The sequence below is a fragment of the Nitrospirota bacterium genome (genome assembly GCA_016214855.1).
Lineage (GTDB): Bacteria > Nitrospirota > Thermodesulfovibrionia > Thermodesulfovibrionales > UBA6898 > UBA6898.
The window spans coordinates 1-21,568 of record JACRMT010000018.1; the positions used below are offsets into that span (position 1 = coordinate 1).

General features: G+C 50.5%; 20 protein-coding genes and 2 pseudogenes. 13 read left to right on the top strand and 9 right to left on the bottom strand.

Annotation, left to right across the window (positions count from 1 at the left end):
- Positions 1–212: 212 nt before the first annotated feature.
- From msrA to HZB62_14415, 4 genes and pseudogenes are all read right to left on the bottom strand, one after another.
- Entirely contained in the window at positions 213–821 is a 609-nt protein-coding gene (gene msrA, locus HZB62_14400; GenBank protein ID MBI5076340.1) for a peptide-methionine (S)-S-oxide reductase MsrA, read from the bottom strand.
- 23 nt (positions 822–844) lie between these two features.
- Positions 845–1,246, bottom strand: coding sequence for a peptide-methionine (R)-S-oxide reductase MsrB (gene msrB / locus HZB62_14405; protein MBI5076341.1), 402 nt, complete (start codon positions 1,244–1,246; stop codon positions 845–847).
- Between the two features lie 250 nt (positions 1,247–1,496).
- A pseudogene (locus HZB62_14410) lies at positions 1,497–1,898 on the bottom strand (YHS domain-containing protein).
- Positions 1,899–2,110: 212 nt separating this feature from the next.
- The gene (locus HZB62_14415; protein MBI5076342.1) at positions 2,111–2,278 is read right to left on the bottom strand and encodes a hypothetical protein; all 168 of its coding nucleotides are present in this window, start codon (positions 2,276–2,278) and stop codon (positions 2,111–2,113) included.
- A 352-nt stretch (positions 2,279–2,630) separates the two neighbouring features.
- Between HZB62_14415 and HZB62_14420 the strand changes: the two genes are divergently transcribed.
- The 12 genes and pseudogenes from HZB62_14420 to HZB62_14475 all read left to right on the top strand — a co-directional run bounded on the left by HZB62_14420 (position 2,631) and on the right by HZB62_14475 (position 14,734).
- A complete protein-coding gene (locus HZB62_14420; protein ID MBI5076343.1) occupies positions 2,631–3,353 on the top strand; it encodes a response regulator transcription factor in 723 nt (240 codons plus the stop codon).
- Positions 3,350–4,837 (top strand): HAMP domain-containing histidine kinase, encoded by a 1,488-nt coding sequence (locus HZB62_14425; protein ID MBI5076344.1) that lies wholly within the window; start codon positions 3,350–3,352, stop codon positions 4,835–4,837. Before HZB62_14420 ends, HZB62_14425 begins: the two co-directional genes overlap by 4 nt.
- 208 nt (positions 4,838–5,045) lie before the next feature.
- Complete coding sequence (locus HZB62_14430) at positions 5,046–5,756, top strand: FixH family protein (GenBank protein ID MBI5076345.1); 711 nt, start codon at positions 5,046–5,048, stop codon at positions 5,754–5,756.
- Positions 5,757–5,762: 6 nt separating this feature from the next.
- Positions 5,763–6,110 carry a hypothetical protein gene (locus HZB62_14435; protein MBI5076346.1) on the top strand — a complete coding sequence of 116 codons (348 nt, stop codon included), beginning with the start codon at positions 5,763–5,765 and terminating at the stop codon, positions 6,108–6,110.
- Positions 6,111–6,430: 320 nt separating this feature from the next.
- A complete protein-coding gene (locus tag HZB62_14440) occupies positions 6,431–6,811 on the top strand; it encodes a hypothetical protein (GenBank protein MBI5076347.1) in 381 nt (126 codons plus the stop codon).
- A 210-nt stretch (positions 6,812–7,021) separates the two neighbouring features.
- A pseudogene (locus HZB62_14445) lies at positions 7,022–7,263 on the top strand (hypothetical protein).
- Positions 7,264–7,358: 95 nt separating this feature from the next.
- Positions 7,359–7,469 (top strand): selenobiotic family radical SAM modification target peptide, encoded by a 111-nt coding sequence (locus tag HZB62_14450; GenBank protein MBI5076348.1) that lies wholly within the window; start codon positions 7,359–7,361, stop codon positions 7,467–7,469.
- A 148-nt stretch (positions 7,470–7,617) separates the two neighbouring features.
- The gene (gene sbtM, locus HZB62_14455) at positions 7,618–9,126 is read left to right on the top strand and encodes a selenobiotic family peptide radical SAM maturase (GenBank protein ID MBI5076349.1); all 1,509 of its coding nucleotides are present in this window, start codon (positions 7,618–7,620) and stop codon (positions 9,124–9,126) included.
- Positions 9,114–10,043: an MBL fold metallo-hydrolase gene (locus tag HZB62_14460; protein MBI5076350.1), complete on the top strand. Its 930-nt coding sequence runs from the start codon at positions 9,114–9,116 to the stop codon at positions 10,041–10,043. The genes sbtM and HZB62_14460 overlap by 13 nt, the downstream gene beginning before the upstream one ends.
- Before the next feature lie 165 nt (positions 10,044–10,208).
- Positions 10,209–11,789: a phosphate/phosphite/phosphonate ABC transporter substrate-binding protein gene (gene phnD, locus HZB62_14465; protein ID MBI5076351.1), complete on the top strand. Its 1,581-nt coding sequence runs from the start codon at positions 10,209–10,211 to the stop codon at positions 11,787–11,789.
- 1 nt (position 11,790) lies between these two features.
- Positions 11,791–13,398, top strand: coding sequence for a HAMP domain-containing protein (locus HZB62_14470; GenBank protein ID MBI5076352.1), 1,608 nt, complete (start codon positions 11,791–11,793; stop codon positions 13,396–13,398).
- Positions 13,385–14,734, top strand: a complete 1,350-nt coding sequence (locus HZB62_14475) for a sigma-54-dependent Fis family transcriptional regulator (protein ID MBI5076353.1) — start codon at positions 13,385–13,387, stop codon at positions 14,732–14,734. The genes HZB62_14470 and HZB62_14475 overlap by 14 nt, the downstream gene beginning before the upstream one ends.
- Before the next feature lie 19 nt (positions 14,735–14,753).
- Here the strand turns inward: HZB62_14475 and hisH are convergent, their stop codons facing one another.
- The 4 genes from hisH to HZB62_14495 all read right to left on the bottom strand — a co-directional run bounded on the left by hisH (position 14,754) and on the right by HZB62_14495 (position 20,165).
- Positions 14,754–15,365: an imidazole glycerol phosphate synthase subunit HisH gene (hisH, locus tag HZB62_14480; protein ID MBI5076354.1), complete on the bottom strand. Its 612-nt coding sequence runs from the start codon at positions 15,363–15,365 to the stop codon at positions 14,754–14,756.
- A 134-nt stretch (positions 15,366–15,499) separates the two neighbouring features.
- Positions 15,500–16,027: a superoxide dismutase family protein gene (locus HZB62_14485; protein ID MBI5076355.1), complete on the bottom strand. Its 528-nt coding sequence runs from the start codon at positions 16,025–16,027 to the stop codon at positions 15,500–15,502.
- 73 nt (positions 16,028–16,100) lie between these two features.
- Positions 16,101–18,296, bottom strand: a complete 2,196-nt coding sequence (gene katG / locus HZB62_14490; GenBank protein ID MBI5076356.1) for a catalase/peroxidase HPI — start codon at positions 18,294–18,296, stop codon at positions 16,101–16,103.
- Positions 18,297–18,326: 30 nt separating this feature from the next.
- The gene (locus tag HZB62_14495; protein MBI5076357.1) at positions 18,327–20,165 is read right to left on the bottom strand and encodes an ATP-dependent metallopeptidase FtsH/Yme1/Tma family protein; all 1,839 of its coding nucleotides are present in this window, start codon (positions 20,163–20,165) and stop codon (positions 18,327–18,329) included.
- A gap of 202 nt (positions 20,166–20,367) precedes the next feature.
- Between HZB62_14495 and HZB62_14500 the strand changes: the two genes are divergently transcribed.
- A complete protein-coding gene (locus HZB62_14500; GenBank protein MBI5076358.1) occupies positions 20,368–20,571 on the top strand; it encodes a hypothetical protein in 204 nt (67 codons plus the stop codon).
- Positions 20,572–20,620: 49 nt separating this feature from the next.
- Here the strand turns inward: HZB62_14500 and HZB62_14505 are convergent, their stop codons facing one another.
- A complete protein-coding gene (locus HZB62_14505; protein MBI5076359.1) occupies positions 20,621–21,253 on the bottom strand; it encodes an NAAT family transporter in 633 nt (210 codons plus the stop codon).
- Positions 21,254–21,568 lie beyond the last annotated feature (315 nt).

Sequence of the window (21,568 nt, forward strand, 5' to 3'; positions counted from 1 at the left end):
TACATTGTTACAGATTCTCTCGATTACCCTTTTCGAGAAAATGTCTTTACAACAAGCACTTCAGACTATAGAAGAAAGATCAAATATGTTAGACAGCCAAAACCAGTTGAATTTATTCAGTTCTTAACCGGACACTAGTGAAATGCCCTCAAACTTTATGACTTTTTCAAGAAGCACCTGAGCATGATGCGCCCTCGACCCTGCGTGACGTATCAATGTCCCGCAGCATCGCCCCACAGCTCCTTGAGTCGTCGGTCACGACCGCAGCTGGTACGATAGTACTTGTAGCGGATCGGGTTCTTCTTGTAATAGTGCTGGTGATACTCCTCCGCAGGGTAGAACTCGGTGGCCTGCACAATCTCGGTTACAACAGGTTCTTTAAAGGGCTTGTTATTTTCCAATTGTGTCTTTGCCTGCAATGACAGCCTCTGCTGGTGCTCATTATGATAGAAGATGGCGCTTCGGTACTGATTCCCCGAATCACAAAACTGCCGGTCCCTGGCGGTCGGATCGATGTTATGCCAAAAGACGTTCAGGAGCTTCTCGTAGGTCACTTTTGCCGGGTCATAGACCACCTGAACTGCCTCGGCATGCCCGGTTCCTCCGGCCGAAACCTCTTCATACGTAGGATTCTTCTTGCGTCCGCCGGTGTAGCCGGGGGTGACTGAAACTACACCCGGAATCCTGTCAAACGGCTGCTCCATACACCAGAAGCAGCCGCCTGCAAAGGTCGCTTTCTCATTTTTGGTTGCTGCCATGACGGTGGCGGCTGTGATGAGTATGACTGACAGTCCCATCACTGCGGTAGTAAGCACTTTCATTATGTCTCCTTTCTGATAATGAATTATCTTTTTATCGCAACAAACTGCATGGCAGCAGAATTCATGCAGTAGCGCAGCCCGGTCGGTTTGGGGCCGTCGTTAAAAACATGGCCGATATGGCTGTCGCAGCGTCGGCAGAGAACCTCTGTGCGGCGCGAGAATATACTGTTGTCCGGCCTGGTGATGATGTTCTCGGGAGCGATTGGCGCAGTAAAGCTCGGCCAGCCGGTCCCGGAATCATATTTGTCCTCAGACCTGTACAGATCGAGTTCGCAGGCCGCACAACGGTAAATGCCGTGCTCGGAATGCTTGTCGTATTTTCCGGAGAAGGCCCGTTCAGTTCCTTTATTCCGAAGGATGGTATACTGCTCCGGGGTCAAGATTTTTTTCCACTGTTCTTTGGTTTTCGTAACAGTGTCGCTCATAACATAGCCCCCTTTTTCGGTGGAATAGACCTTGATCTGCGTTGTCATTGATTTGTCGGACGCCCCAGCCGGATTTCCCGTTCCGCCATAAAAAACAATACTACCGGCAATGAGTCCGGTCAGCAGGATTCCCCATAGTATGGTCTTATTTTTCATTTTGTCTCTCCTTCATCTTCTCTTCGTTCCGTGGTTTCATATTTCGTCCTCTTTTTTTTAAAACTTTTGACTCTGCCGCAGATTAGCTCATCAGCTATCTTTTGTGTAAGTTGGGCCAGTTCTCATCTGCCTTTATGATATTTCTCGGAATGTCTTTGCTCCACTTGTCCCTTATTTTCTTGCTGAGATTGAGGTAAAGCCTTCCATTAACAATACTCCACGCCTCAGGGTCGATATCAGCCGTGGACCCACGGCTCACTGCATATGCTCAATAACCGCCATACTTTGGGGCATACTTCTCAGGGTCCTTGATGAAAAGGTCCCTGTGCGCAGCGCCTGAAAAATGCCATTTTGCACCCATCCACTCATATTCGAATTCCTTGCTGCCTTTCACGGGTTTGCCCTGAGTAAAATAGGCCACAGAATCATAACCTTTAATTGCCGACCCGTCAGAACTCTTGTTGACAGGTTCGATTGAGAAGGCAGAACTTACCATTAATAAGCAGAACACTATCGTGATAAGAATTCTCACAACAGTTTTCTTCTTGTTTCTTCTAAAAGTTCGCTCCGACATCATTTTCCCTCCTGCTACTGATTAAAATAAACTCTTTTAAGACAAGTATATCAAATACCTAACAGATAGCAAGTCCATGGAAAACATTGATAACTGAAATAAATAACCCTGTAGTGAAAGGCGGACGTTATTAACTATTCCACTGTCTCCAGATATGTACCGGCCTTCTTTAAGGCCGCTTCCATTTCTTCAATTGTAATGACTGCCGGATCATAATAAACAGTGTTTATCTCTTTAAAGTGGCGAAAGCCTTTTTCAACTCTCTTTACGCCTTTCAGCCCTTCCAGGGCCTCCTTACCCACGTCATATCAGGAAACGCGGAAAACAACCGTTGCATCATCGTGCGCCGAAGAGGATAAAACCACAGATGTTGAAGAAAAAATATAAAGCCCCGCCCCGGCTAGTATGCATATCAGAAAAAAAGTCACGACATCTCTCCTCATTTCAAAGCCACCTTCCTTTTAGCGTTAATAAAAAGCTTACACCGGATAAATCACAGGATAGTCACGAAAAAATCATAATTCTATAACGGGAAGGCATATCGGGCAATCCACGACGCATTGGATGTCTTTTTGCGGGAAATTGTCTTTTGTGATACTCTTGTGACAAGTGTAAGGTAAAGTAAATCACAAACAGGCATTTGGAGCGTTCACCGTGTCAAAACGCATACTTGTCATTGAAGACAATAAAGATATCGCTGAACTTCTGGCGATGCATCTCCGGGATCTTTCCTTCGAGATTGATATTGCCGCCAACGGCGCAGCAGGCCTTGCAAAGGCAGAGGCGATAGACTATGACCTTATAGTGCTCGACCTCATGCTTCCCGGCCTGGACGGGCTGGAGATCTGTAAACGTCTGCGCAGCAGGCCCTCTTATGTTCCCATCCTTATGCTTACCTCAAAGTCCTCGGAACTGGACAGAGTTCTCGGCCTTGAGATCGGGGCAGATGACTATGTAACCAAGCCGTTCAGCATCCCTGAACTCCTTGCACGGATAAAGGCCATCTTACGGCGCGTTGAGAATCTTGAGGAGTCACGGAAGGGAACCGTATCTGAAATAACTTGCGCTGAAGGTCTTGTTATAGATCCTGGGAGGCGCAAGGTAAAACTGCATGGAAAAACCGTGGAGCTTACAGCAAGGGAATTCGACCTTCTCCTGCATTTTGCCCGGCATCCAGGGCGCGTATACACGCGTTCGCAGCTGCTGGACCTTGTGTGGGGTTACGGGCACGAGGGATATGAGCATACTGTTAATTCACACATCAACCGTCTGCGGGCAAAGATAGAAGAAAATCCAGCCCAGCCGGATTTCATCCTTACCGTATGGGGAGTAGGCTATAAATTTGCGGAGCCCAAAGGGACGGAGCGTGACTCATGATATTTAGATCTCTTTATGCGAAGCTGTCGGCAGTGTTGCTTGGGCTGTTTGTCCTCGTCGGGATAACCTTTGTACTGGTGAGCTTTTATGCCACAGAGATGTACCAGCAGGAGGTGAACCAGAAGCTGAACCGTGAAATCGCGAAACGCATCGTATCAGAGAAGATCATCATGGAGAGCGAACGCATTAATGAGAAGGCGCTTAAGGAAATCTTTCATATGCTCATGGTGATCAACCCAAGCATCGAGATTTATCTTCTTGATCCTGCAGGGAACATTCTCGCTTTTTCCGCTGAGCCCGGCAAGGTCAAGCGCAAAAGCGTAGCTTTGGAACCTGTACAGGCTTTTCTTGAGGGTAAAGTAGCCTTCCCTCTCCTTGGTGACGACCCCAGAGGCGTGGATAAAACAAAGGTCTTTACCGCTGCCCGCATCCCGGAGGAAGGGCGTTTGGAAGGTTATCTTTATGTGATCCTCGGAGGGGAAATCTACGATTCAATGGCCCAGAAATTACAGACGAGCTATATCGCCAAGTTGAGCACCTGGGCGATTCTCTCAAGCCTTCTCGTCGCCCTGCTCACAGGCTTGGTCATATTCGCATGTTTGACAAGAAGACTGAGACGTCTCGCGGCTGCAATGAATTCCTATACGAACGGCATGCTGCCCGGGCAGCTTGACCTTCCCGTGACTACTTGGGAAAATCCTGCCGATGAGATCGATCTGCTTGTTAGAACATTTAAAGAGATGTCCGCACGCATTGAGGAGCAGATGGAGTCTCTGAGGAGATCCGATACTCTGCGTCGTGAACTGGTGGCCAATATTTCCCATGATCTCCGTACACCGCTCGCAACCCTTCAGGGCTACATAGAGACCCTTCTTATGAAGGACAGCAGCCTCTCTGCGGAGGAGCGCCTGAACTATCTCGATATCGGGATCAGACATTGCAAACGACTCAGTAAATTGGTCAGCGATCTTTTTGAACTGGCCAAACTCGATGCGCAGGATACCAAGGTGCATTGTGAGCCCTTCAGCATCGGCGAACTCGTCCAGGACATTGTACAAAAATTCAGATTGTCGGCAAAGGAAAGAAAAGTAGCAATTCTTACGAATATCGGCAAGGAACTTCCTGTTGTGTCCGCAGACATCGCTCTTATCGAGCGTGTATTCGAAAACCTCATAGAAAATGCCCTGCGTCATACATCTGAGGGCGGTACCGTAAGCATTGTCTTACATGTCGACCGGGACCTTCTCACCGCCCTCGTAAGCGACACTGGTCACGGAATTCCGGAGAGCGCGCTTCCCCATATTTTCGACCGGTTCTATCAGATAGACAGCAGCCGGGAGGGAAGAGCAGGACATTCAGGACTTGGGCTTGCGATTTCGAAGCGAATTCTTGAACTCCATGGAACCACCATCAGGGTAGCCAGCACCCTCAATGTCGGAACGACGTTTACCTTCTCACTTCCTGTCTACAGAACTAACGCGTAAGGACAAACCATTCTGAGGTTTGCCTCATCAACAGCTTTACACTCATTTGTTACAGAAAAGACATTTTTTCGTGATACGCCCGTGACCTTCGGGTAGTAATCTATACATATAAGTACAGAAGGAGCAGATTTAGTGCAACAGGTTCTATAGTACGGAAAATACCGTTGACCCGGTAAATTTCGAATAAAACTCTATAAGGAGGATGTACATGTTTAGAAAAATCTTGATAATGCTGCTGGCGGTTGTATTTCTCGGGTCAATGTCATTGACGCCGTTGTTTGCCTTTGCTGATGCGGCACCAAAATGCCAGTGCAAGGGTGATGGCAAGGACTGTAAATGTGGAAAAGACTGCAAGTGTGAGCATTGTGCCGCACTAAAAGAAGGGAAAGGCTGCCAGTGCGGTAAAGACTGCAAATGCGAACATTGCGCAACCGGCAAAGGCGGATGTCACTGCAAGGCCGGAGAGATGGGCTGTACCTGCGGCAAAGGATGCGGCTGTGAACACTGTAAGACCGGCAAGGGTGAATGCAAATGCCATGCAGGCGCTGCAGATATGAAGGCAAAGCCAACGTCGGATGCTGATTATGCAAAGACCATGAAGTCAAAGAACGGGTCTTTTAAGGCTTCCTATACCAGTGATCCTGATACTATTCCGGTGAACAAGATTATAAGCTGGAAGCTGATGGTAGAGACAACTGACGGTCAGCCAGTAAAGGACGCTGAGATCTCACTTGACGGCGCCATGCCTGAGCATAGCCACGGCCTTCCGACGCAGCCGAAAGTGACGAAGAACTTTGGTGATGGCACCTATCTTGTTGAAGGGATTAAGTTCAGCATGCCGGGGTGGTGGACTATGACCTTCGCGATCAAGGCCGCAGGAAAGACCGACATCGTAACGTTCAACCTCCAGCTCAAATAGAGGCCCGTGAAAAGAGTTTTGAGAGTTTTATCTTTGAGGGCAGTAAAGTTTTCTGTTCTCCTGATTGCCGTCACTCTGCCGGTTTTGTTCATGGCAGGAAAGGCAATGGCAGAAACGATAAACGTCAATGAGATGCATAAATGGAGCGGAGGAGAGATTAAGGTCCTTCGCTCCATTTCCCTCTCCTCCCTTCCGCCTCTGCCAAAGGACCCTTCCAACGCCTACGCGGACGATCCCAAAACGATAGAACTCGGCAAAAAGCCGCGGGCCGATTATTTATCCGAAGTGGTACGAATAGAACAAATCCACGAAAGCGTCAGGTTGCCAATTAAGAGGGGCAACTTTTTTAATTGACGTTGTGATACTTTTGTGATACTTGTGGGGTAAAGTAAAAAACAAGCAAACTTGTGGAGTATACGCCGGCATAGAAACGCATATGCATAACGTATATCCATAAATGCTTTTTGTATTAACTTTCAAACAAGAAGGTAAGATGCGAGAACGAAAGTAAGCTTAGTCATCTTTATCACTGTTCCGATGTTTACACTTTCCGGCAAGATATTCGTGTCAGTTGATGAGTGAATAGAGAACTGAAAAGAAAGGTGGGAAGAGAAGGGAAGACAAGACAAAGATTCGATGCATTTGAACATTAACCAATTAAAGGAGGAATTCCAATGAGAAAGAAACTCTTCATATTTGCCGCAATCGTATCGCTGTTGATTGCTGCTATTGCCTTTGCAGAAGTAAAGAATGGCAAGGTAGATATTAAGGTAGGTGACGAATTATATGTATGCAATTGCGGAGATAAGTGCCCATGTGATTCGATGTCAAGAAATGCCGGCCAATGCACCTGCGGCAAAGACATGGTAAAGGCAAAGGTAACTAAGATTGAAGATGGCAAGGCTTATTTTAAAGCTGCAGGATGGGAAAAAGAACGGGCATTCAAGACAACCGGGCAGTATGTATGCGCATGTGGTCCGCAATGCAAGTGCGACATGATCAGCCAGAATCCCGGGAAATGCACTTGTGGCAAAGAAATGAAAAAGGCGAACTAAGTCTCGCACATATAATCTAATCGAGGTTTTCCTGCAATTGGCGGTACAAGGAGTAAGCTAAGGACAGATGAAAAACCCAAAGAGATTGATAGATGACAGAACGTAAAGCAATATGGCACATGCTTGATTGATGAAAGCAATTTATAAATATTCTGTATTGGTGAATGGAGCGCCTGATTTCGCAAGGGCTGTGTTAATGGATGCTAAAGAATAATTTCCTGGAGGTGTTTGGAAAAGTGGCCCATATATTACCGGGAATCAGTTGCAGTAGCCAAAGATATTAAGACTGAGGATTTCGGAACAATTATAAGAGAAGACGGAAAAAAACAAACAACGTTTAAGGGTTATCCACTGTATTACTGGGTTAACGACAAAGAAGCAGGTGAAACAAAGGTCATGGTGTGAATAATGTATGGTTTGTGATCAATCCGGATAATTTTCCGCCGAAGTAGTTGTGCGACAAAACGACTTAGAGCCCTGTATTGTTGTATGCTTCTGTCCTTGACAGAAAGCCTATCAGTTCAAATAAGAGCAAAGGAGGTGTCACATGGATTCTCAGGATCTCAAAAAAATGCTGGCAGGTCTCAGTATTACCGCACTCCTTGTCGGCGCAACACTTACCATAAGCGGTTGCGCTACCACAGCGGAGAGCAGTTGAACGGGTAAAAAGGGCGGCGCAGATAGCGCCCCAAAACAGGAGATGCCGGCGCAGAGCAGTTGAAGCGGCACTAAAAAGTAGCGCGGTTGCGCTACCAACAGCAGAAACCATAAAGGGGAGGGGTTGTCCTCCCCTTTTAAGTATGACCATGATCCAGGAATTATTAGAGACTATAAATGAGGCAATAAAGCAGTCCGGCAGTGAGGCGGCATCTGATCTCTTGCGGTTGGAAGACGCTGTCAGAAAGGCATGGGAATCCGGACAGCCGTCGCTTCCTGACAAGATCATTATTAATCCCTCGCTAAATCTGCTGCCGTTTCTACATAAAAACCTGCCCCCATCTCTGATAAGGGAATACAATAAATCCTGCAACACTCCTCATGCGATGGAATTCGTCCTCGTATGGAAAAATTACGGTTCGCAAACAGTGGCAATACGACCGGCATCTGAAGAAGACCTTCTCGTCCTGAAGATTATTTCGGACGATCTAAGTCCTGAGGCTATCGCAAAGGAAGCAATAATGCCTGTAGGTGCTCTTGATAAGGCGCTTATGCGGGCAGTCAACAGCAGCCTCTTGATTTCGCCCGGCTCAAAGATAAAAAGGGATAGAGAAATCCTGGGCGATGGAGCGGTCACTGACGAGTCCTTCGTGACAGCACAGACCTTTACCCTGCAGTGGCATCTTACGCAGGCGTGTGACCTGCACTGCAAACATTGTTACGACAGGTCCGACCGCTCACAAATGAGCATCGAGCAGGCTCTTGCCGTACTTAAAGACTTCAGAGCCTTTTGCAACAACCGCTTTGTGAGCGGCAGTATCTCTTTCACCGGCGGCAATCCGCTTTTATTCCCGCATGTTAAGGAACTCTATCGTGCAGCCGCTGATTATGGATTTTCACTGTCCATGCTGGGCAATCCAGCTTCCCGCGAAACACTTGAATCGCTGCTTGAGATACAGGAGTTGAGTCACTTTCAGGTGAGTCTTGAAGGACTGCCTGAGCACAACGACTCCATAAGGGGCAGAGGGCACTTTGACCGGACGATAACGTTTCTCGCACTGTTGCGGAAAATGGGCATTTATTCCATGGTCATGCTTACCCTCACTAAAGACAACATGGCTCAAGTCATTCCTCTTGCGGAAATGCTCCGCAATCTCACCGACAGTTTTTTCTTCAATCGTCTTTCCGCTGTAGGTGAGGGAGCGCAGCTGACGATGCCCGATACTGACAGCTTTGAGGAGTTCCTTGCGGCATACATGGAGGCAATGAAAAGCAATCCCGTCATGGGCTTGAAAGACAATCTGTTTAATATTCTCCTCTATAAAAAGGAGATGCCGCTATTCGGCGGCTGTGCAGGATTCGGCTGCAGCGCGGCGTTTAACTTTGTATCTGTGCTTGCTGATGGAGAGGTTCATGCTTGCAGGAAGTTCCCATCTCCTATCGGCAATATCTTTCATCAAAGCCTTGCAGAGATTTATGATTCTGATGCGGCAGGCCGCTACCGTTCAGGCTGCTCTGAATGTCGTTCCTGCTCCATACGCCCTGTCTGCGGAGGATGCCTTGCGAGCGCGTACAGCAAGGGGCTGGATGTTTTTAATCAAAAAGACCCGTATTGTTTTTTTAAGGATAAAGAAAAGAGGTTATTATGTTACGAATAATGCTTATGACCTGCCTCATTCTATTCCTGACAGCCGACAGCAATGCGGAAAAATGCACAGGCAAGGCCATAGAGCTTCAGGTGCTCGGATCGGGCGGGCCGGAGACACAGGATAAAAGGGCATCGAGCAGCTACATCATCTGGCGGGACGGCAAGGCCCGCGTCCTGATTGACAGCGGTGGGGGCAGCGCCCTCAGGTTCGGCGAGTCCGAGGCGCAGATGAAGGACCTCCACCTTGTCCTGTTTACTCATCTCCATGCAGATCACTCGGCGGACTTCCCCGCACTGGTCAAATCTTCATTCTTTGAGGACAGGACAAGACCCCTCCCGGTGCTTGGGCCGACCGGCAATGCATTGTTTCCGTCCATGACAGAGTTTATCCGCGGGCTCTTTGAAAAAAAACGCGGCATATACCGATACCTCAGCGAATATCTTACAGGAGGCGCTGACAGCTATGCCCTTCAGCCCAAGGATCTGGAAATAGGCGCTGGTGATGCGACAGAGGTATTTTCATCGGGAGGTCTAAAGGTCTTCGGGCTTTCGGTAGAGCATGGGCCGGTCCCATCAGTCGCTTATCGTATTGAATTTGACGGGACGGTAATGGTCTTTACCGGAGATACCAACGGCAACAATAAAAATATGGCGGTGCTGGCAAAGGACGCAGATCTGTTCGTGGCTCACAATGCAGTATCTGAAAGCGCGGAAGGCGTTGAGCGCAGACTGCACATGCCGCCCTCGGTCATAGGAAGGATTGCCTCTGAAGGGCAGGTCAAAAAACTGGTTCTCTCGCACCGCATGATTCGTACTCTCGGCAGGGAGGATGAGACTCTTGAGTCTGTTCAACGGCATTATAAAGGACCATCCATCTTTGCAAATGACCTGGACTGCTTTCCTCTTCAACAAAAATCAGAAAGATAGAACGTTCAGGAACGGACTAATTATTTCGACCGCTTCTCCAAGGCTCAAATGATGTATCAGGGCAAAGTGTTTTTCGAATATTTTATGTTAGCATTAACAATGAGGCGCATTTTCTTACTGTCTATTTTTGTGATCTTGTTTTCTTCTGTGCTTCCGACTACAGTCATGTCTGCGCAAGGCAGCAAGCAAAGTCCCGACGAAAACCTTGCTCCTCTGGTCTTCATAGTCCTCCCTGTCGAAAATGCGGCTGTGATGTACGAAAAGTTCCTTCCGCTCAAGGACTACCTTGAAAAGACCGTGGCAAGAAAGATCATATTAAAGGTTGCCCGGAACTATCAGGAGGCGATAGAGAGCATTGGTACGGGTCAGGCAGATCTGGCATATCTTGATCCGTCTGCCTACTGTGAAGCAAAACAGAAATACCGGGTAGCTCCTCTTGCCAAGGCAGTATTGGCCGGCTCATCTGTATACAGGAGTGTCATAGTAACGAGAAAAGATTCAGCGATCAATAAGATTGTAGAGGTGAAGGGTAAAAGGCTCGCCATGGGGAATATTTCGTCTTCCTCGTCTTACCTTATCCCTGCGGTCATGTTCAAGGAAGTCGGTATCAGCCTGAAGGATTTCAGTACGGTCGACTATCTTGAACACGAAGACAGAATAGCGCTGTCTGTTCTTACCAGAAAGCATGACGTCGGAGGTCTGAGCGAACGCGTAGCTGCAAAATATGTCAAAGACGGGCTTCGGATCATAAAGACGTCAGAGGCTATCCCCCAGTACACTGTCTGTGCGTCCTCCGGGCTGCCCGAAGCTCTGCGCAAGAAGATACAGCAGGCACTTCTGTCTGTGACTGCCGGGGCAACCCCGGAACTTATTCACGGAATCAAGGACATATCCGGTTTTTCACCTGCTTTGGACAGGGATTTTGATGTTGTGAGGGTCATGATAAAGAACCTCACCGGAAAGAACTATCTTGAATACGCGAAAAATACCTTAAGGGTGGCGATACTTCCTCTATACTCTGCCATAACCCTTTTTGACCGGTTCGATCCCCTCATGAGATATCTCTCACAAAAGACCGGTTATGAGTTCAAGCTCGTGATCCCCAAAGACTTTGAGGACTTTGCAGATATCGTGGGAAAAGGAACGGTCGATTTTTCCTATTCAAACCCTTACATCTACACTGATCTTGCGGATAAAGGGCTCCTTACGGCATTTGCCAATACCGTACATAAGGAAAGCGGCGATATCTTCAGGGGCATTATCATCACGCACCAGGACAGCAGCATCCGCACGCTTAACGACCTCAAAGGGAAGAGGGTGATGGTCGTATCGTTCAAGTCAGCAGGAGGTTTCATTGCCCAGAAACTGTTTCTCCATGAGAGCGGCATAGATGTGTTTAAAGAACTGAAACTCGTGGATGGCAAGAGGCAGGAAGAGGTTATCCTTAATGTGTACCGGAAGAACGTGGATGCCGGTTTTGTGCGGGAATCTGCGCTTGAAGTGCTGAAGGAAGAGATAGACCTCGGCAGGATACAGGTGCTTGCCAGGACTCCGTATATCGCCAATTGGCCGTTTGCATTTACACAAAAAACAGACAAGAAAATACTGGCGACTGTGCAGAAGAGTCTTCTTGAACTGAAAGATGAAGATGTCCTCGCAGCAGCGCAGATAACGCGTTTCAAGGCTGCCAGCGACAAGGATTTTGACACCTTAAGGACATGGATACACCGATATGAGACCCCGTAGTATGAGCCTTGCGCTCAAATTTTCTATTGCTGTCACTGTATTGATAATCCTGTCGATGTCAGCTGTTGCTACCCTTATCATTACGTATCAGAAAGAGGCCTTGGGTCAGAGCGCCTTTGAGAGCAACCTGGCCATGAGCAAGAACCTTGCGCACGATGCTGCTGAACCGCTTCTGATGTTCGACCCGCTGAGGCTTGAAGAACTGGTGAAGACGGTTCAGGAAGCAACCTCCTGCCGGTATGCGCTGATCGTGGACGAAAAGGGGACGATCGTAGCTCATACACAGAGAGACAGACTCGGATCGACAATACCGGAAAAAGACAGACCGGATATGCTCAGACGTTCGACAGATATGAAGGCCCTTGTGAAGGAGCAGATCACTGACACCGAGCCGGTAAAGGAATTCTCTCATCCGATCATGATCGGGAGCGAGGGACTCGGCATGGCAACAGTTGCATACTCACGAAAAGACATGGAAGCTGTCATTGAAGAAAGAATGTCGAGATTGAAAAAGTATATTTATATGATCACCGGCATCATGCTTCTTGCAGGAATTGCCGGTGCATTTATAGTCTCTCATTATCTCACAAAGCCTCTCAAGAGACTCAAGGACAGGATGCTCGATGTCCAGTCAGGCAATCTGGATGTGGAAGTCGAAAATCCCAGGCTGATAAAATGCTGGGAACGGCTTGACTGTGCGAAGAAAGACTGTCCTTCATACGGCGGGGTTCGGTGCTGGGCTGTGGCCGGGACGTTTTGTCATGGCGAGGTGCAGGGCTCCTTTGCGCAGAAGATCGGAGACTGCAGAAAGTGCGTAGTGTACCAGGAGTCCTGCGGCGACGAGATACATGAGCTTGTGGAGGTTTTTAATCAGATGCTGAAAGACCTGCGATACAATCTTCAGGAGCTGGAGAAGGTGAATTCGGAAAAGGCACGGATGGAACGGCTGTCGGCGCTTGGTGAAATGGCGTCGACTGTTGCACACGAGACCAAGAATCCGCTGAATGCCATAAAACTGGCAGCTTCGTATCTCAAGAATAATTTTCAGGGGGAGCTGCTGACAGAGTTTTTGGGCATAATTGAGGAAGAGGCTTCGCGGCTCAATGAGATATCTTCGAACTTTCTCGGTTTTTCCAAACCGGCGCCTCTCAACCTGAAACGATGCAGCATAAATGCAATTGTCGATGCAACGGTCGACCTCATACGGCAGGAGGCCACCGACAGGAATATAGAGATCATTGTGCTGAAAGATGAGAACCTTCCCCTGATGCCATGTGATTTTTCAGGAATAAAGCAGGCGCTCCTGAACCTGCTGATTAATGCGATGGATGCGTCTACGGCGGGTGACACGATAAGCGTTTCCACTGAAGCAGCAAAAGGAGTTGCTTCCCTTATCGTACAAGATACAGGCAAAGGGATGAGTGCAGAAGAGACAGAGAAGGTCTTCAAGCCTTTTTTCACCACAAAGACACGGGGGGCCGGCCTTGGGCTTGCTATAGTCGACCGCATTATTAAAGAGCACGGCGGCGAGATCGAGGTTGACAGCGTGCCCGGCAAAGGCACAAAATTCACCATAACCATGAAGGCGCGTGAATATGCAAAAAAATAATATCCTTGTTGTGGACGACGAAAAGAATATTCTCAAGGTCGTTTCCATGACCCTTAAGAGCTTGTATGAGGTCGATACGGCCAGGACTGCTGAAGAGGCTATCGAGAAATTCAATAAGCAGAAGTATGAACTCGTAATTACAGATCTGAAGCTCCCCGGCAAGTCAGGTATCGACCTGCTCGAATACATAAAATCGCGGGATTCCAATATGCCGGTCATTATGATAACAGCATTCGGCACCATAGAGAATGCGATAAATGCGATGAAAAAAGGAGCTTTTAACTACCTCACCAAGCCGGTCAATCCTGATGAGCTGATGACAGTGATCAGGGAAGCGATCGAAAAATACGAGCTGAAAAAAGAGAACATTACCCTTAAAACAGAACTGAAGCAGAAATATGTATTCAGCAGCATTATCGGAAAAAGCGCTCCCATGCAGGAGATCTTTGATACCGTTCGTATGGTTTCAAAGACCCAGTCGAATATTCTGATTATTGGAGAAAGCGGCACAGGCAAGGAACTCGTTGCACGGGCAATTCACTATAGCTCCAACAGGGCTGAGAAGCCGATTGTGACTATCGATTGCGCTTCCATCCCTCCGGAGATCATGGAAAGTGAACTGTTCGGCCATGAAAAGGGCGCGTTCACCGGCGCACATGAGAGGAAGACCGGACTGCTGGAGCATGCCCATGAGGGAACGGTTTTTCTGGATGAAATAGGCGAACTGGACATTAATCTGCAAAAGAAACTGCTCCGGTTTCTTCAGGAACGGGAAATTCAGCGAGTCGGCGGTTCGCAGAAAATAAAGCTGAACGTGCGCATCGTCGCTGCAACTAACAAGAACCTTGAACAGGAGGTCAGGGATAAGAGGTTTCGTGAAGATCTTTTCTACCGGCTGAACGTCGTAACCGTGATCATGCCGGCACTAAGAGAGAGAAAGGACGACATCCCTCTGCTCGCCAATCACTTTCTTGAACGGCTGAATCAGATAGAGGGAAAGCTGATCACCGGTTTTGACGATAATGTGATCAGCGCATTCCTCAGCCATTCCTGGCCCGGTAATGTGAGAGAATTGGAAAATGTCGTGGAACGGGCATATGTCTTATGCCCGAACATTACGATAAGCCTGAAATACCTTCCTGAGACGATCGTTCATCTTGCAGAGGGACAGAGAGAATCACTTGATCAGATGAACCTGCTCGATACCGAGAAGAAGCTGATCGTCAAGGCCCTCAACGGATCAGACTGGAACCAGAGCAAGGCAGCTGAGGTGTTAGGCATTACGAGAAAGCAGCTCAGAACAAAGATGCAGAGACATAATCTGCTGCCCCGATAGACCGCCCCGGAATTCTGGTCTATGCCTTTGCGGCAAACGTGCCAAAACCCTTCAATATCCGGAGGCCAAGCTCCTGGCTCTTTTCCGGGTGGAACTGGGTCGCAAAGACATTGTCCTTCCAGATCATGGAGGTGAAGCTGCCGTTATAGTCCGTGGTCCCGCTGATGATCTCCTTATCCTCAGGAACAACGTAGAAGGAATGCACGAAATAGAAATAGGAATTGTCATCAATGCCGTCGAACAGGGGCGGTCTTTTTGTCAGAGAGACCGTGTTCCATCCCATATGCGGGACCTTCATGCCTGTGCCGAACCGCAGAACCTTTCCCCTGAATAGGTCGAGCCCCTTGCAGGTCCCGAACTCTTCTGATTCACTGAAGAGCACCTGAAGCCCGAGACATATGCCAAGGAAAGGTTTACCCTTCTGGATGGACCGGATCACGGTCTCGGTAAGCGTCAGGTCAGTAAGGTTCTTTATGCAGTCTCTGAAGGCGCCAACACCGGGCAATACCACTGCCCGCGCATCATCGATCACCTGCGGGCTCGAAGTTACCTTTGCGTTTACGCCGACCTTCTGAAAGCCCTTTTCAACACTTCTCAGATTGCCCATACCGTAATCAACAATTGCTATCATTCGGTATTTTACGTTTACGGTTCCTGGGTCGTCAACTTATTGAATGGCGGGGAGGGAACGCAGAGTTTCTGAATGCCTATATGCAGAGAGCTCTCTCCCTGGATCAGGGAGGGAGCTCTCTGCATTAATCGTTCTTACTTAACTACGCCACATGCAACACGCGCTCCGCCGCCACCCAAAGCAGCCGGCTGGTCAGAGTAATTGTCCCCGCCTGCATGGATCATGAGCGAGCGGCCTTTGACGTCAGCCATCTTGAGCCGAGGAGCAGTAACGGCAGTTGACGCCGTCCCATCGGCCCCGACAGTGAGTGCCGGGAGATCGCCGAGGTGTCCCTTGCCCTCGTGGCCCTCATGCTTGCCGGTTGAGGCTGGATCATAGTGTCCGCCTGCTGCAAGGCCTGGGACCTGCTTGCCGTCCTTTGTGCCAGCTCCGCAGTCAGGGTTCTGGTGAACATGGAACCCATGGAGCCCGGGCGTTAGATCAATGAGCTTCGGGGTGAGGACCAGGCCCTTCGGTCCTTCGGAAATCGTGACAGTGCCGATACTTTTACCGATGCCCTGTTCATTCACCAGGTTCATCGTTACTGATACGTCAGCGGCAAACACCGGGAGAGCTGTTAGAAGCCCCATGACAAGAACTGCAATGAATAGTGACTGTTTCATCTGCCTTCCTCCTTTGTTGATTCGAATATTATTGTCTTTGCAGACAACGTGCAGCACGAATAATAAACCTTGATCAGATCAGGTCGAAGCGGTCCAGGTTCATGACCTTGTTCCAGGCTGCGACAAAGTCATGCACGAACTTTTCCTTTGCATCGTCCTGCGCATAGACCTCAGCCAGTGCGCGCAGCTGCGAGTTTGAGCCGAATACAAGATCAACCCGGGTGGCAGTCCACTTGAGCGCGCCTGTCGTGCGGTCGCGGCCTTCGAACGTGTCCCTGGCATCGGACATGGGCTTCCACACGGTGTCCATATCGATCAGGTTCACGAAGAAGTCGTTGGTCAGGGTCCCGGGTCGTTTCGTGAAGACGCCATGCTGCGACCGGTCTGCATTGGTGCCCAGCATGCGCAGGCCGCCAACAAGCACCGTCATCTCGGGCGCGCCCAGGGTCAGGAGGTGTGCCTTGTCCACCAGCATCTCCTCGGCCGACACGGCGAAAGTCGTCTTTTGGTAATTGCGGAAACCGTCGGCCTCGGGCTTCAGCACAGCGAACGCTTTCAGATCGGTCTGGTCTTGCGAGGCGTCTGTGCGGCCCGGGAAGAAGGGCACCTCCACGCCATAGCCGGCAGCCTTGGCCGCTGCTTCGATCGCTGCGCAGCCGGCCAGCACAATCAGGTCCGCCATCGAGACCTTCTTACCGCCTGTCTGAGTGCTGTTGAAGACCTGCTGAATGGTTTCGAACACACCCAGCACCCGAGCCAGCTGTTCGGGCTGGTTCACTTCCCAGTCCTTCTGCGGTGCCAGACGGATGCGGCTGCCATTGGCTCCGCCGCGCTTGTCCGAGCCGCGGAAGGTGGAGGCCGAGGCCCAGGCAGTAGAGACCAGCTCCGCAATCGACAGGCCGGATGCCAGAACTCTGGCTTTGAGGTCGGCGATGTCCCTGGCGTCGATCAGGGGGTGATCGACGGCCGGGAGCGGGTCCTGCCAGAGCAGGTCTTCGGCCGGGACTTCAGGGCCGAGGTAGCGCACTTTAGGACCCATGTCGCGGTGGGTCAGCTTGAACCAGGCGCGGGCAAAGGCGTCGGCAAAGGCCTTCGGGTCCTTATGGAAACGGCGCGCAATGGGCTCGTAGATGGGGTCGAAGCGCAGCGACAGGTCGGCCGTGGTCATCATGGGCCGGTGCTTCCTGGACGGGTCGTGGGCGTCGGGGATCATGTGCTCCGGTTTCACGTCCTTGGCATGCCATTGATGAGCGCCGGCCGGACTCTTGGACAGCTCCCACTCATAGCCGAAGAGCATGTCGAAGTACCCGCTGTCCCATTTCGTGGGATTGGGTTTCCATGCGCCTTCGATGCCGCTGGTGGTGGTGTGCACACCTTTGCCGGTGCCGAAGCTGTTCTTCCAGCCAAAGCCCATCTCTTCCAGAGGGGCGGCCTCGGGCTCGGGGCCGACCAGCTTCGGGTCGCCTGCGCCGTGGGCCTTGCCGAAGGTGTGGCCTCCGGCAGTGAGGGCCACGGTCTCTTCGTCGTTCATGCCCATGCGGGCGAAGGTCTCGCGCACATCGCGGCCCGAGGCCACGGGGTCCGGGTTGCCGTTGGGGCCTTCGGGATTCACATAGATCAGGCCCATCTGCACGGCAGCCAGCGGGTCCTCCAGCTTGCGATCGCCGCTGTAGCGCTTGTCCCCAAGCCACTTGTCCTCGGAACCCCAGTAGATGTCTTCCTCGGGCTGCCAGATGTCCACGCGACCACCGCCGAAACCGAAGGTCTTGAAGCCCATGGACTCCAGCGCCACGTTGCCGGTTAGAATCATCAGGTCGGCCCAGGAGATCTTGTTGCCGTATTTCCTTTTGATCGGCCAGAGCAGGCGTCGCGCCTTGTCCAGGTTGCCATTGTCTGGCCAGCTGTTGATTGGCGCAAAACGCTGGTTGCCGGTGCCGCCGCCACCCCGTCCGTCACCGGTGCGGTACGTGCCGGCGCTATGCCAAGCCATGCGGATGAACAGGCCGCCGTAGTGGCCCCAGTCGGCTGGCCACCAATCCTGCGAGTGGGTCATCAGCACGGACAGGTCCTTCTTCAAGGCGGCCAGATCAAGCTTCCTGAATTCCCTGGCGTAGTTGAAATCTGGGCTCATCGGGTTTGACTTGGAGGAATGCTGATGCAGGATATCGAGCTTCAATTGACTGGGCCACCAATCGCGGTTCGATCTGCCTCTGTCGGCAGTTGTTCTACCTGATTTGCCCGTAACCGGGCACTTGCTGTCTTCGTTCATAATAGTTACTCCTTTCGTCGAAATGGTTTATTATGAATTACTTCCCTGTATGATCCGTTCCACATCCGCTCTTTCAAGGATCTCATCTTTGATCAAGGCCTCTGCAAGCGCGTCAAGAATCTGCCGTTTTCCGGACAACATCTCAGTCGCTTTTGATTCTGCATCCATGATCAGCTTCTGGATCTCCTGGTCCATGATCCAGGCCATCTCTTCACTGTACCGCTTTGGTGAAGAGAGCTCCCTGCCGAGGAACGGATGTTCTTCTCCCCGGCCGAGATTGATCGGGCCGACCCTGTCGCTCATTCCCCACTGGGCCACCATCTTCTCAGCCAGGGATGTTGCTTCCTTCAGGTCGTTCTGTGCGCCGCTGCTGATGTCGTTGAAGACGAGCTTTTCTGCCACCCTTCCGGCAAGGGCTATGCCCAATTTGTCCATGAGATAGGTGCGCGGATAATAATGTCTGTCTTCCTCGGGCAGGAGCTGTGTGACGCCCATGGCCATGCCGCGCGGGATAATGCTGACCTTGTAGATCGGATCAGCGCCAGGTAGTTCCCATGAAGCCAGAGTATGTCCTGCCTCATGATATGCAGTGATCCGCTTTTCCTTATCGCTTATGGTCTCTTCTCTGACTGCGCCCATAAGGATGATGTCCTCTGCCTCTTCAAAATCATGCATGTCTATCTTTTCCTTGCCCTTTCTCAGGGCAACGAGCGCAGCTTCATTCGCAAGATTCTCAAGGTCAGCGCCGGTCATGCCGGGTGTTCCCCGCGCAAGGATCTCGAAATCTACGTTATCCGAAAGCAGCTTGCCCCGCGCATGAATTTCGAGTATCGCTTTCCGCTCTTTCCATCCCGGCCGGTCTATCACGATATGCCGGTCGAACCTTCCGGGACGCAGCAGCGCAGGGTCCAGCACGTCAGGCCTGTTCGTTGCAGCCATGACGATCACTTCGGTGTGAGGATCGAACCCGTCCATCTCGCTCAGAAGCTGGTTCAGGGTCTGTTCCCGTTCATCATGTCCGCCGCCAAGACCGGTGCCGCGCGTTCGTCCCACAGAGTCGATCTCGTCTATGAAAATAATGCTCGGATGGGCCTCCTTCGCCTTCTTGAACATGTCCCTGACGCGTGAGGCGCCGACCCCCACGAACATCTCAATGAACTCGGAAGCGCTGATGCTGTAAAAAGGGACCTCTGCCTCACCTGCTGTTGCACGTGCAAGGAGGGTCTTGCCTGTTCCCGGAGGCCCGATCAGAAGCACACCCTTAGGCACTTTGGCGCCTATCTTTTCGAACCGGGACGGGTCTTTCAGGAACTCTATGGTTTCCCTCAATTCCATCTTTACATTGTCCATGCCGGCAACGTCTTTGAAGGTCACACCCGGTTTTTTTGCATCAAATAGTTTGGCCTTGCTTGCGCCGAACGTAAAGAGCCCTCCGGGACCGCCCTGGATCTGCTGGCTCTTCCGCATGATCAGGATCCAGATGCCGATGATAAGCACCCACGGCAGAAGCCCGATCAGGGTCTGCAGGAAGAATCCCTGCTCTCCGGACTCTATGGTTATGACCACGTTCTTTTCCTTCAGTAAGGATAGAAGCTGTTCGCCCTGAAAAGACGGCAGCACGGTCTGAAAATATTTGACCTGAACCGGTTTCTGTTCGCCCGGGAACTGCAGACTGATTTCCCTGACCAGTTCTCCGTTCACATCCAGTTTCTTTATCGAAACGGATTTGATGGTCCCGGCGTCCAGCTGCTCCATGAACTGCGTGTAGTTTATGGTATAGCGCGGAGGAGGGCTGACATTGAAAAAGGTGCTCCAGGTGAAGATGACCACGGTGGTTATCGCAAGCGCTGCGATATACCTCCAATACATGTCAGGTATGCCGCCTATGCTGTTTTTTTTATCTTTAGTCATAAGTTATGCCTGTTTTAATCCTCATACGGTTTTCCCAATATTTCTGCTAAACGGTCAACCGTGCCTTTATGGCATTTTACGAGTAATATGCCATAAGCGCAAGTCCCATGTGCAGTGAACGATTCCGGTATAATAGCGGCAGAGAAACGGAGGGACATCTATGGCAAAATATACTGCTTCAATCGACGAAGAGACACGACAGAGGATCCATGCATTACCGGGACGCGTACACTTTGCGGACTACATGAAAAAAGCGATCACGATCTTTGTCGAAGAACTTGAGAAGGATCCGGACCTCGGACCGGAGGATTTCATCATCACGCACACTGCACGCAGGGGCCAGGGGAATAAAAAAAGGAAATAGCGTTTAACGCTTTTTGATCAAAGGGGGGCATTTCCCCAAAAACAGCCTGCTATCTCAGTCCCGGCAGAAGCACGGTCAGGCCGCCGGAAATAAACTCAACGCTAATAGCTGCCAGAAGCAGGCCCATGAGGCGGGTTGCGATATTGATCGCTGTCTTGCTCATCACGCCCCTGAGAGGGCTTGCGATATTCAGCGCGACCCACGTCAGTAACGCAATCAGAATACTGCTGATAATGAGCAGCGTGATATGAAGGACATGGGGCGAGGCGTCAGCGTAGATAATAATGGTCGATATGGCGCCTGGGCCTGCCAAAAGCGGCATGGCGATCGGCACCACGGCAATGCTTTCTTTCTCTTCAGCTTCAGCCTCTTCTTCAGGGGTCTGCTTTGTCTGCGCGTATTTTGCCTGCATCATCGATATTGCCATGAGCAGAAGCAGAATGCCGCCACCTACCTTGAACGAGGCGATGCTTATACCGAAGAAATCAAGCAGCGGTTTGCCGAGCAGCGCAGCCACGATCAGGACCACGACAACAGTTATGCTTGCGGTGTTTATGATGCGTCTGCGCTCTCCTGAAGCCATGCTGCCGGTCAGGCTGATAAAGATCGGGATCGCTCCAAGGGGGTTCACGATCGCCAGGAGCGTGGTGAATATTTTGATGTAAGCTGTCCATTCAAGCATAGTGTTGAAGTTCTCCCAATTTATCCCATCCTCTATTCTGTTATACGCCCTTTATGGCATTTTACGAGCAAACAGGCATAAGCGCAAGTTCCTGGATGGTCAGGCAGGAGGGTTTTAAGCTTAAACCGGAGTGGAAAGTGTGAGCTGCACGAGAAGAAATCTTAGAGAGCGAGGTTCCTGCCCCGGCCATTCGGTAAGTTTTCAGTTTCTGCTTATTCCTTCTCCTAATCGATGTAAACATGGCCTGCCGCTTGGGCAAATGATTGAGCATACGGAACTGAAAAAGTTCAGAGGCAAGGGAAGATGACGAAACCG